The organism is Plantactinospora sp. GCM10030261 (assembly GCF_042666615.1).
Taxonomy (GTDB): domain Bacteria; phylum Actinomycetota; class Actinomycetes; order Mycobacteriales; family Micromonosporaceae; genus KBS50.
The window spans coordinates 21,771-33,390 of record NZ_JBHTDD010000031.1 but is presented as its reverse complement, the minus strand read 5'-3'; the positions used below and the strand labels follow the sequence as shown (position 1 = coordinate 33,390).

Here is an 11,620-nt window from a genome sequence, read left to right as displayed (position 1 = left end):
TCCTTTGACCGGTCGGATACGGACGCGACCGGACGGGTGACCTTCAGCGGCAATGGCGCGGCGCCACCCGCGGGGGTGGCGGCCAGCCGGTGTCCGACGCCGGAGAAGCATACGACGGGTGGGCGTCCGCCGGACGCCCACCCGTCGTATGGATCAGAGGTACTGGCCGGTGTTGCTGGCGGTCTCGATCGACCGACCGGCCTCGGTGCCCTTTCCACCGGAGACGAGCGTACGGATGTAGACGATCCGCTCGCCCTTCTTGCCGGAGATCCGGGCCCAGTCGTCGGGGTTTGTCGTGTTGGGCAGGTCCTCGTTCTCCCTGAACTCGTCGACGCAGGCGTCGAGCAGGTGCTGCAGGCGCAGCCCCTTGCGGCCGGAGCTGAGGAACTCCTTGATGGCCATCTTCTTGCCCCGGTCGACGATGTTCTGGATCATGGCGCCCGAGTTGAAGTCCTTGAAGTACAGGACCTCCTTGTCACCGTTGGCGTAGGTGACCTCGAGGAACCTGTTCTCCTCGGTCTCGGAGTACATCCGCAGCACCACGGCCTCGATCATCGCGCTCACCGTGGCCTGCGCGTCGTTGCCGTGCTCGGCCAGGTCGTCCGGATGCAACGGCAGACCGGTGAGGATGTACTTCGAGAAGATGTCCTTCGCCGCCTCGGCGTCCGGCCGCTCGATCTTGATCTTCACGTCCAGCCGGCCCGGCCGCAGAATGGCCGGGTCGATCATGTCCTCCCGGTTGGAGGCGCCGATGACGATGACGTTCTCCAGCCCCTCGACGCCGTCGATCTCGCTGAGCAACTGGGGAACGATCGTGTTCTCCACGTCCGAGGAGACGCCCGAACCCCGGGTCCGGAACACCGAGTCCATCTCGTCGAAGAACACGATGACGGGCGTGCCCTGACCGGCCTTCTCCCGGGCCCGCTGGAACACCAGCCGGATGTGCCGCTCGGTCTCACCGACGTACTTGTTGAGCAGCTCCGGACCCTTGATGTTGAGGAAGTAGCTGGTGTGCTTCTCCTCACCCCGCCGCTCGGCGATCTTCTTGGCCAGCGAGTTGGCCACCGCCTTCGCGATCAAGGTCTTTCCGCAGCCGGGCGGCCCGTAGAGCAGGATGCCCTTCGGCGGCCGGAGCTGGTGCTCCAGGAACAGGTCCGCGTGCAGGAACGGCAGCTCCACCGCGTCCCGGATCTGCTCGATCTGGGAATGCAGGCCACCGATGTCGCCGTAGTCGACGTCCGGCACCTCCTCGAGGACGAGCTCCTCGACCTCGCTCTTGGGAATCCGCTCATACGCGTACGCCGATCGCGGCTCGATCATGAGCGAGTCGCCGGCCCGTAGGCCGACCCCGATGAGCGTCTCGGCCAGGTGGACGACCCGTTCCTCGTCGGCGTGCGACACGACAAGCGCCCGATCCGGGGCACCACCGGTCGCGTTCTCCAGCAGCTCCTTGAAGGTGACCACCTCACCGGCGCGTTCGTAGCCGAACGCGTCGACGATGTTGAGCGCGTCGTTGAGCAGAACCTCCTGCCCGCGACGCAGGTCGTTCACATCCAGTGACGGGGACACCGCCACCCGGAGCTTGCGGCCGCCGGTGAAGATGTCCACCGTGCCGTCCTCGTGTCGACCCAGGAAGACGCCGTAGCCGCTGGGCGGCTGCGCCAACCGGTCGATCTCCTCCTTCAGGGTCACGATCTGCGCCCGTGCGTCCTTGAGCGTGTTCACGAGCCGATCGTTGTTCTCCGTCAACCTGGCCAGCTGGGCCTGGGTTGCCGCCAGCCGCTCCTCGAGCTGCCTGACGTGTCGGGGGCTCTCGGTCAACTTGCGCCGAACCAGTGCGAGTTCCTCTGTCAGGAACGCGACCTGGGTGGAGAGATCGTGGGCCTCCTTCTCCCACCGTGCGGCGCGCGAGTCCGCGTCGTCGCTGCGTGCCACGTCCCACCTCCCCGGGGGCTTGAACGTTCTGCCCTAACACTAGCCGCTGGATGGCCCGTTCGGTCCCGCGCAACACCCTCGTCACCGAAGCTTGATCACTTCTTCCCCACCGCGGCACGGTGACACCCTTGGTCAACGCGGGCGCCAACAAGGGGAGCCCGCCGTCAGAGAACCGGACGACCGATGACGGAGGCGACCAACCGGGCGAACTCCTCCAACCGGTTGATCTGTCCTGCTCCCCCGTCGTCAAGCGTCTTGCCGAACCGCAGCGCGTCGTGCCGGGGCGTCACCTGCCCCTCGTCCACCGACCCGCTCTCGTCCATCGACGTCAAAAGCAGGTAGACATCGACGCTGTCGACCCGCAACTCCCCCGCCGAGGTGCGGGTCAACCGACGCCGGACGCCCACCTCGGTCACCGCCGAGGACGCCACCACCCGCAGCGAGGAGGTCATCGCACCGGGCGGCCCCTCCTCGGGCGGGACGTCCTCACCGTGCCACAGGATCAATCGACTGCCGTCGCAGACGGCCACCTCCTGCCACACACCGTTCACCTCGTTGACGAACCGTTCCAGGGTGAACCCGAGCACCGACCCGCCGTCCAGCACGCCCTGCAACGCCTCCAGGGCCACCTCCGGGTCCCGCAGGTACGCCCGGGCGGCGGACTCCAGATCCCGGTAGGGTGACCAGTCCGGGAATACGGCCGGCAGGTCACCACCGTTGAACGCGGGACGACTCATGGTCGCTCCCCGCCGGGCGGGGTCTCCTCTCCGGCCGTCGCCGGCTCGGCCGCCGTCGCCGCTGCGGCCACCGGCTCCGCCGGCCCGGCCCGTTCGGCCGCCAACTCCTCGGCCGCCAACTCCTCCGCCGCCCGCAGCCCGCGCTTGCGCAACGCGTACGCCTCGGCCCCCTTGCTCGGCTTCCGCCGGCGCGGCGGCGCGGTGACCCCCGGGGCGAGCCGACGTGCCGACACCAGGAACGCGGTGTGCGCGATCATCCGGTGGTCGGGACGGACCGCCAGCCCGTCGGCGTGCCAGTCCCGCACCAACGACTCCCACGCCCGCGGCTCGGTGAAGCCGCCCCGCTCGCGCAGGGCCTCCACCAGCTCGGACAGCTGCGGAGTGGTGGCCACGTACCCGATGAACACCCCACCCGGCACCAGCGCCCGTTCCACCAGGTCCAGCGCCTCCCAGGGGGTGAGCAGATCGAGGATGATCCGGTCGAACCCGGTCTCCGCGCACTCCGTCACGTCACCCGTGCGCAGCGTCCAGGCCGGGTGCGGACCGCCGAAGAAGGCCTCCACGTTGCGCCGGGCGATCGCCGCGAAGTCCTCCCGCAGTTCGTGGCTGTGTACCGCCCCGGTCGGCCCGACGGCCCGCAGCAGCGAACACGTCAACGCTCCGGAACCGGCTCCGGCCTCGAGCACCCGGGCGCCCGGGAAGATGTCGCCCATGGCGACGATCTGCGCGGCGTCCTTGGGGTAGATCACCTGGGCGCCGCGCGGCATGGACAACACGTAGTCGGCGAGCAACGGCCGCAGCGCGAGGTAGGCCGTGCCGCCGGTCGAGGTGACGACGCTGCCGTCGGGCCGCCCGATGAGGTCGTCGTGCGCGAGAGCCCCCCGGTGGGTGTGGAACGACCGGCCCGGCTCCAGCGTGATGGTGTGCAGCCGTCCCTTGGGGTCGGTGAGCTGCACGCGGTCGCCGGCCCGGAACGGGCCTCGGTGCGCCGGAGTCTCGGCGCTGACCTCGGTGGCGGTGGGTTGTGCCGTCAATGGGTCATCTTTCGTCATGGGGTTCGAGCACCCGCGCCAGATCGTCGAGGTGCAGTACGCCGACCACATCTTCGCCCGCCGTCACCACGTACTGGCTGCCCGGGTGCTCCTGCACCGCGCGCAGCACATCCTCCCCGGGCAGACCGACCGGGAGTCCGGGCACCGCCGCCAACCGGCGGGCCACCATGTCCACGGCGATCCACGGGCGTCGCTCCGCGGGCACCGCCGCGGCGGCCGTGGTGTCGACCAGGGCGACCAGCCGGCCACCGCCGTCGGCCACGCCCAGTGCGGTCGGACCAGCCGCGGCACCGGCCCGGCGCTGCGCCTCGGCCAGCGGCGTGCCGGCCGGAACGGTAAGCACCGGCCGGGCGAGCCGACGCAGGTCCACCAGCGGGCTCCGGCGCCCGATCCGCGCCGCGCGGATCGACTGGCTGGCACCCCGCCACAGGACCACGGCGACCAGCAGCATCAGCACCAGACCGAACGGTCGCAGGACGCCGCGCAGGGTCAGCGCCAGCACCACCGTCACGGCGGCCACGGCGAGGACCCGGCCACCCCAACCGGCGAGTTCGGTGCCGCGGTGCCGGTCCCGGGTGATACCCCACACCGCGGCGCGCAGCGCCCGACCGCCGTCCAGCGGCAGACCGGGCAGCAGGTTGAACACGGCCACGACGAGGTTGGCCGCCGCGAGCAGCGCGGCGAGCCGGTCGGCCACGGTGCCGTCGGGCAGCCCGATGGCGGCTCCGACCGCACCCAGGCCCAGCAGCAGGGAAACGGCCGGCCCGGCGAGCGAGATGACCAGATCGACCCGCGGCGCCGGGGCATCCCGGTCCATCTCGGTGTAGCCGCCGAGCAGTTCGAGGGTGATGCCCCGCACCCCGATGCCGAACCGGCGGGCCGCCACCGCGTGTCCCAGTTCGTGCAGCAGCACCGACCCCACCAGGCAACCGGCGAAGGCCAGCCCGACGAGGTATCCGCTGGCCGCGGTGAGGCCCAGGTCCCGGCTCGCGGTCTCCCCGTAGGTGACGGCGACAAGCGCGGCGAGCAGCACGAGCGAGACGTGCAGATGGACGGGTACGCCGAACACCCGGCCCACGCTCAGCCCGGTGCGCGCCGGCCCCCGCGCCGCGGTCTCCCTCATTCCGAAGATGCTACGCATCGGCCCGGCGCGCGCCGCCGCCCGACCCGCCACCCGGTTCCGTGATCTTGTCAGCCGGTTGGCATAGCCTTCGGACATGGCAGCGGACACGGCGACCGAATCGACGCAGGACGCACCAACCATCCCGGCGCGGCGCGGCGCCGCGGACACCGCCGCCACCACGACACCGGCGGGACCACCCGACTCCGTCACCGCCACACCGGCGGGACCACCCCACGCCGACGGCGGGCCGGCCGCCCCCCGGCTGGCCTCCCTGTCCCCGTCGCGGGCCGCCGACTTCAAGACCTGCCCGCTGCTCTACCGGTTCCGCACCATCGACCGGCTGCCCGAGCGGCCCACCGCCGAGCAGGCCCGCGGCACCCTGGTGCACGCGGTGCTGGAGCGGCTGTTCGACCTGCCCGCCGGGGACCGGACCCCGGACGCCGCCGCCGCCCTCGTGGAGCCGCAGTGGCAGCGGTTACGGGAGGCCGAGGCCGGCCTGGCCGAGCTGTTCGCGACCGACCCGCCCGACGACCCCGACCAGCCCGCCGACACGCCTCTCGTCGGCGACGACCTGGTCGTGCCGCCGGCCGGCGACCCGGCCGCCCAGGCCGAGTTCCTGGCCTCGGCCCGCGCCCTGCTCGCCGGCTACTTCGCGGTGGAGGACCCGCGCCGGTTGGAGCCGGCCGAGCGGGAGGCCCTGGTCTCCGCCGTGGTCGAGGACCAGCTGTTGATCCGCGGCTACATCGACCGGCTCGACGTGGCGCCCGACGGCGCGCTGCGGGTGGTGGACTACAAGACCGGCGGGGCGCCACGCGAGGCGTTCGAGGCACGGGCGCTGTTCCAGCTCAAGTTCTATGCCCTGGTGCTGTGGCGCACCCGGGGCACGGTGCCCCGCGTGCTGCGCCTGCTCTACCTGCGCGACGAGGAGATCTGCGACTACACCCCGGACGCCGAGGAGCTGGCCCGGTTCGAACGCACCCTGCTGGCCCTGTGGCGGGCGATCGAGCGGGCGACCGCGACGCGGGACTTCCGGCCCAAGCCGAGCCGGCTGTGCGGCTGGTGCAACCATCAGGCCCACTGCCCGGCGTACGGCGGCACGCCACCACCGTTCCCGGAGGTGGTGCCGATGTCCGCTCCCGTCACCGCAACCCCGGAGGCGCCCGGCGCCGACGAGTGAGCCTCCTCCCCCGGGAGGAGCGGACCTCGGCCCTGAAGGCGATCCATCCGGCGTCACGGCGGCTAGCGTCGCTGCCATGACCACGCCCGGACTCGCATGACCACGCCCGGACTCGGCTGGCTGCGGCGCCATCCGTTGCCCGCCGACGTGCTGCTGGCGGCAGCGCTGGTGGGCCTGGAGGTCTCGCTGGTCATGCTGCTACCGCCGGAGGTGCGCCCGAGTGGGGTCGGCTCCATGGTGCTGTTGAGCGTGGTCTGCGCGGTCCCGGTGATCCTGCGCCGGATGGCGACCCGGTTGGCCGTCGCGGCGGCCCTCGCCACGCTGACCGTCCCGGCGCTCCTGCGGCAGGCCCCGGCGTCGCAGAGCCTCGCCTTCATCGTGCTCACCTTCACGATCGCCGCCGGCCGGCCGATGCGCCGCGCGGTGGTCGGCACGGCGCTGCTCTGGTTGCCGGTGATGGCGCTCAACCTGCTCTCCCCGATCAGCAGCGAGGCACTTGGCGACAACCGCGGTTACGTGCTGCTCAACAACCTGCTGATCGCCCTGGTGTCGTTCTTCGTAGGGCGTACGGTGCACGCCCGGCGCACCTCCGTGGCGGCACTGCGCGAGCGGGCCCGGGTGGCCGAGGAGAGCCAGCGGGCACTTGCCGACCAGGCGGTGGCCGACGAGCGTCGGCGGATCGCCCGCGAGTTGCACGACGTGGTGGCCCACCACGTCAGCGTGATGGGGGTGCTGGCCACCGGGGCACGCCGGGTCCTGCCCAAGGACCGCGACACGGTGGACGGCGCGCTGGGCAACATCGAGGAGACCAGCCGGACCGCGCTGCGCGAGCTGCGCCGGCTGCTGGACGTGCTCCGGACCGAGGCCGAACCGGCCGCCGACCTCGCCCCACAGCCGGGTCTGGCCGGCATCGAGTCGCTTGTCGAGCAGGTCCGCGACGCGGGCCTGCCGGTGACGCTGACGGTCGATGGCGAGCCGCGGCCGCTGGATCCCGGGGTCGCGCTGACGATCTACCGGATCGTGCAGGAGGCGCTGACAAATGCCCTCAAGCACGCCGGCCGGGCAACCGGCCAGGTCCGCATCACCTTCGGGTCCGCCTGGCTGGTGCTGGAGATCACCGACACCGGTCGGGGCCCGCGTCCGGACAGCGAGCGGGTCGGTCACGGGCTGGTGGGCATGCGGGAGCGGGTCGCCCTCTACGGTGGAAGTCTGCGCACCGGCCCCCGCCCGGGGGGTGGTTTCCTGGTCCACGCGAGAATCCCGGTGGAGCAGTTGGGTGCGCCGGTCGGTGAGGGAGCGGCATGACGGGGCAGGACACCACGGATCGGGCGACGCAGCGACCGATCCGGATCCTGCTGGTCGACGACCAGCCGCTGCTGCGCACCGGGTTCCGGATGGTGCTCGGTGCCGAGGACGACCTGGACATCGTCGGGGAGGCGGGCGACGGGGTCGAGGCGGTCGACCTGTCCCGCCGGCTGCTGCCGGACGTGGTGCTCATGGACATCCGGATGCCCCGGATGGACGGGGTGAGCGCCACCCGAGCCATCGTCGACGCCCGGCTGCCGGTCCGGGTGCTCATCCTTACCACGTTCGACCTCGACGAGTACGTGGTGGGCGCGCTGCGCGCCGGCGCCTCCGGGTTCCTGGCCAAGGACGTACCGGCGGAGGACCTGGTGACCGCGATCCGCACCGTGGCGGCGGGTGAGGCGGTGGTGGCGCCCCGGATCCTGAAGCGGCTGCTGGACCGGTTCGCCGAGGCGCTGCCCGATCCGGCGGCCACGCCGGGCAAGGTCATCAACACCCTGACCGAGCGGGAACGGGAGGTGCTGGTGCAGGTCGCCCGCGGGCTGTCCAACGCCGAGATCGCCCGGGAGCTGTCGGTAAGCGAGACCACCGTCAAGACCCACGTCGGACACGTGCTCACCAAGCTCCAGTTGCGCGACCGGGTGCAGGCGGTGGTGCTGGCGTACGAGACGGGCCTGGTCCGCCCGGGGGCGTAGTCCCCTCCACCGTAGGGCGGTCCCCGCTCCACCAACCGGTGGAGACCGAATTCCCTCTCCAGCGCGACGCACGCGTTGCCCGCGGTCCCTACCGTGGCAGGTGGGCACCGGCTCGGGGACAACCCCGAGCCGGGCTCCGGGCTCACCCGCAGCGGAAATCCGCGGTCCGGTCCCTCTGCGGTCGGAGGAATCAGCGCGGGCGGAGCCGATGATGAAACGGCCGGCCGGGCCCGGGGGGTGCCCGGCCGGACCACAGCCAACAGAGGGAGTACGCAGTGACCGTGACGGTGGACCGCGACAACCGGGTGGCGGCCAGTGCCCGGGACGTGTGGAAGGTGTTTGGCAGCGGCGAGGCCCAGGTGGTCGCCCTGCGGGGGGTCAGCGCCGAGTTCGAACGCGGCCGGTTCACCGCCATCATGGGTCCGTCCGGGTCGGGCAAGTCGACCTTGATGCACTGCCTGGCCGGGCTCGACGTGGTCACCCGCGGCACCATCAAGATCGGCGACACCCAGGTCAACGGTCTCGGCGACGCCGGTCTGACGAAGCTGCGTCGGGACAAGGTCGGCTTCATCTTCCAGCAGTTCAACCTGCTGCCGACCCTGTCGGCCGAGGAGAACATCCTGCTGCCGCTGGCGATCGCCGGCCGCAAGCCGGACCGGGAATGGTTCGACACGGTTATCGACACGGTGGGGCTGCGGGAGCGACTCGGGCACCGGCCCAGCCAGCTCTCCGGCGGCCAGCAGCAGCGGGTGGCCTGCGCCCGGGCGCTGGTCTCCCGCCCGGACGTGGTCTTCGCGGACGAGCCGACCGGGAACCTGGACTCCCGGTCCGGCGCGGAGGTGCTCAACTTCCTGCGCCGCTCGGTGAGCGAGTTCGGGCAGACCATCGTCATGGTCACGCACGATCCGGTGGCCGCCTCGTACGCCGGTCGGGTGGTGTTCCTCGCCGACGGTGAGATCGTCTCCGAACTCGTCGAGCCGACACCCGAGACGGTGCTGGACACCATGAAGAAGCTGGACGCCCCGGACGAGGCGGCCCACTGATGCTGCGCGCGACCCTCAAGAGCCTGCTGGCCCGCAAGCTGCGGCTCACCCTCTCGGCGCTGGCCGTGGTGCTGGGTGTCATGTTCGTGTCGGGCGCGTTCGTGCTCACCGACACGCTGGGCCGGTCCTTCGACTCGATCTTCTCCGACGCGTACCAGGGCGTCGACGTCGAGGTCACCGCCAAGCCCAAGATCGAAATCAACGAGGCCGAGGGCGAGCAGACAAACCCGGCGTTCCCGGCTACCACCCTGGACCAGGTCCGTGCGGTGCCGGGGGTGGCCGAGACGACCGGTCTGGTGCTCGCCGACGGTGCCGTGCTGATCGGATCCAACGGCAAGGCGGTCACCTCGTTCGGGGCGCCGCAGTTCGGCCAGAACTGGACCGGCGAGAGCGACCTCGTCCAGCTCCGCGAGGGGCGGGGACCGACGACAGACAGCGAGATCGCGATCAACGCCGGGCTGGCCAAGGCCGCGAAGGTGGCCGTCGGCGACCGGGTCGGGGTGCTCACCCCGTACGCGGAGAAGCAGGAGCTGACCCTGGTCGGCCTCTACGGTTACAGCGGCGGCCGGGACTCCCTCGGCGGGGTGAACGAGGTCATGTTCACCACGCCGGTGGCGCAGCGGTCGATGCTGGGCGAGACCGGCACGTTCAACAGTGTCGTCGTCACGGCCGCCGACGGGGTGACCGATGACCGGCTGCGCGACGACGTGGCCGCGGCGCTCGGCGGCGAGTACCAGGTCAAGACCGGCGCCCAGGCCTCCGCCGACGCCGCGTCGGGCCTCAAGGCCGGCCTGGAGTTCTTCAACCGGATCCTGCTCGGGTTCGCCGCCGTCGCCCTGCTGGTCGGCACCTTCCTGATCCTCAACACGTTCTCCATCATCGTGGCGCAGCGCACCCGGGAGCTGGCGCTGATGCGCGCCATCGGGGCCAGCGGCCGGCAGATCGTCGGCTCGGTGGTGATCGAGGCGGTGGCGGTCGGACTGATCGCCTCGATCCTCGGCCTGGCCGCCGGCGTCGGCGTCGGCGCGCTGCTCGCCTGGTTGTTCGGGCAGTTCGCTGGCGGCCTCACGCTTGCCGGTCTGGGCGTACCCGCGATCGCGGTGATCAGCGCGTTCGGCGTCGGCCTGGTGATCACCGTGGTGGCCGCGCTGCTGCCGGCACTGCGGGCCGCCCGGATTCCACCCATCGCGGCGATGCAGGACGTCGCCACCCCGGACCGGCCACTGACCAAGGTGACGGTCACCGGCGCGGTGGTCACCGCGGCCGGCGGGACGCTGCTCGGCCTCGGGCTCACCGACAACGCCGCGGGCAACGCCCTGGCCGCCATCCTGGGCGGCGTGCTGCTGGCGTTCATCGGCGTGGCGCTGCTCACCCCGGTGATCAGCCGGCCGGTGGTGCACCTGCTCGGGTCGATCTTCGCCTGGTCGGTGCCGGGCCGACTGGGCAGGCTGAACTCGGGCCGCAACCCGCGCCGTACCGCGATCACGGCCGCCGCCCTGATGGTCGGCATCGCGCTGGTCACCGGCGTGACCGTGGTGCTGGACTCGGCCAAGTCGAGCATCACCGGGCGGGCCGAGCAGACCATCGACGCGCAACTGGTGATCTCCGGGGTGCAGACCGGGCCCCGCCCGCCGAGCTTCGACCCCGAGGTCGTCACCCGGGCCGCCGAGCTACCGGGAGTGGGAGCCGTCGCCGGGTTCTTCAACGACATCGCGTTGATCGACGGCAACCGGGAGTACGTCAACGCCAGCACCGACCTGGCCGCGGCCAGCCGGATCTACCACGCCGAGGCCACCGCCGGCACCCTCGGCACCCTCGCGCCGGACCAGGTCGCGTTGAGCGAGTCGAAGGCCACGGACCTCGGCAAGACGGTCGGTGACCAGCTCACCGCGCAGTTCAGCCGGGGCGAGCCGCACACCTACACGGTGACGGCGGTCGTGCCGGACGACCGGATCACCGGGTCGATCCTGCTGCCCCGGGAGGCGGCGGCCGACTTCGCCAACCCCAAGCCGTACCTGGCCCTAGTGCAACTCGCCCCGGGGACCGACGTCGCCGCGGTGCAGCCGCGCCTGGACGCGCTGGTCGCGGACAGCCCCGAGGTGTCGGTGGTCGACCGGTCGGCCTACCTGGAACAGCAGAGCGGCCAGTTCGACTCGCTGCTCCAGATGATCCAGATCCTGCTCGCGCTGGCCATCGTGATCGCGGTACTGGGAATCGTCAACACGCTGGCCCTGTCGGTGCTGGAACGCACCCGCGAGCTGGGACTCTTGCGCGCCATCGGGCTGCGGCGGGCACAGACCATGCGGATGGTGACCGTGGAGGCGGTGGTCATCTCGGTCTTCGGCGCGCTGCTCGGCGTGCTGGTCGGCAGTGGCCTCGGATCGGCCGTGGTCCGGGCGCTCGAGGAGGACGGCATCTCCGAACTGGTCCTGCCCTGGACGCAGATGGGTGTGTTCCTCGGCCTGGCCGCGCTGATCGGCGTGGTCGCGGCGGTGCTGCCGGCGATCCGGGCGGCCCGGATCAACGTGCTCGGAGCGATCGCGCACGAGTGAC

9 protein-coding genes are annotated in these 11,620 nt (G+C 71.7%); 5 read left to right on the top strand and 4 right to left on the bottom strand.

All coding sequences use genetic code 11. The annotated features are described in order from the left end of the window. Window positions 1–153 precede the first annotated feature (153 nt). The 4 genes from arc to ACFQUZ_RS27360 form a co-directional block, all read right to left on the bottom strand. Window positions 154–1,935 carry a proteasome ATPase gene (arc, locus tag ACFQUZ_RS27375; RefSeq protein WP_377447279.1) on the bottom strand — a complete coding sequence of 594 codons (1,782 nt, stop codon included), beginning with the start codon at window positions 1,933–1,935 and terminating at the stop codon, window positions 154–156. Between the two features lie 164 nt (window positions 1,936–2,099). After that, a complete protein-coding gene (locus ACFQUZ_RS27370; protein WP_377447277.1) occupies window positions 2,100–2,672 on the bottom strand; it encodes a hypothetical protein in 573 nt (190 codons plus the stop codon). Further along, window positions 2,669–3,706, bottom strand: coding sequence for a tRNA (adenine-N1)-methyltransferase (locus ACFQUZ_RS27365; protein ID WP_377447354.1), 1,038 nt, complete (start codon window positions 3,704–3,706; stop codon window positions 2,669–2,671). Before ACFQUZ_RS27365 ends, ACFQUZ_RS27370 begins: the two co-directional genes overlap by 4 nt. A 4-nt stretch (window positions 3,707–3,710) precedes the next feature. After that, window positions 3,711–4,847 (bottom strand): M50 family metallopeptidase, encoded by a 1,137-nt coding sequence (locus ACFQUZ_RS27360; protein WP_377447275.1) that lies wholly within the window; start codon window positions 4,845–4,847, stop codon window positions 3,711–3,713. A 94-nt stretch (window positions 4,848–4,941) separates the two neighbouring features. Between ACFQUZ_RS27360 and ACFQUZ_RS27355 the strand changes: the two genes are divergently transcribed. From ACFQUZ_RS27355 to ACFQUZ_RS27335, 5 genes are all read left to right on the top strand, one after another. Then, entirely contained in the window at window positions 4,942–6,024 is a 1,083-nt protein-coding gene (locus ACFQUZ_RS27355) for a RecB family exonuclease (RefSeq protein WP_377447274.1), read from the top strand. 96 nt (window positions 6,025–6,120) lie between these two features. Then, window positions 6,121–7,329: a sensor histidine kinase gene (locus tag ACFQUZ_RS27350; protein WP_377447272.1), complete on the top strand. Its 1,209-nt coding sequence runs from the start codon at window positions 6,121–6,123 to the stop codon at window positions 7,327–7,329. Further along, window positions 7,326–8,024: a response regulator gene (locus ACFQUZ_RS27345; protein ID WP_377447270.1), complete on the top strand. Its 699-nt coding sequence runs from the start codon at window positions 7,326–7,328 to the stop codon at window positions 8,022–8,024. The genes ACFQUZ_RS27350 and ACFQUZ_RS27345 overlap by 4 nt, the downstream gene beginning before the upstream one ends. Before the next feature lie 275 nt (window positions 8,025–8,299). Beyond that, a complete protein-coding gene (locus tag ACFQUZ_RS27340; RefSeq protein ID WP_377447268.1) occupies window positions 8,300–9,067 on the top strand; it encodes an ABC transporter ATP-binding protein in 768 nt (255 codons plus the stop codon). Next, complete coding sequence (locus tag ACFQUZ_RS27335) at window positions 9,067–11,619, top strand: ABC transporter permease (RefSeq protein ID WP_377447267.1); 2,553 nt, start codon at window positions 9,067–9,069, stop codon at window positions 11,617–11,619. The genes ACFQUZ_RS27340 and ACFQUZ_RS27335 overlap by 1 nt, the downstream gene beginning before the upstream one ends. The last annotated feature ends 1 nt before the right edge of the window (window position 11,620 follow it).

Excerpts from the sequence above, each read along its gene's own strand:
- ACFQUZ_RS27370 (WP_377447277.1), bottom strand. The coding sequence starts at position 2,672 with ATGAGTCGTCCCGCGTTCAACGGTGGTGACCTGCCGGCCGTATTCCCG.
- ACFQUZ_RS27360 (WP_377447275.1), bottom strand. The coding sequence starts at position 4,847 with ATGAGGGAGACCGCGGCGCGGGGGCCGGCGCGCACCGGGCTGAGCGTG.
- ACFQUZ_RS27355 (WP_377447274.1), top strand. The coding sequence starts at position 4,942 with ATGGCAGCGGACACGGCGACCGAATCGACGCAGGACGCACCAACCATC.
- ACFQUZ_RS27350 (WP_377447272.1), top strand. The coding sequence starts at position 6,121 with ATGACCACGCCCGGACTCGGCTGGCTGCGGCGCCATCCGTTGCCCGCC.
- ACFQUZ_RS27345 (WP_377447270.1), top strand. The coding sequence starts at position 7,326 with ATGACGGGGCAGGACACCACGGATCGGGCGACGCAGCGACCGATCCGG.
- ACFQUZ_RS27335 (WP_377447267.1), top strand. The coding sequence starts at position 9,067 with ATGCTGCGCGCGACCCTCAAGAGCCTGCTGGCCCGCAAGCTGCGGCTC.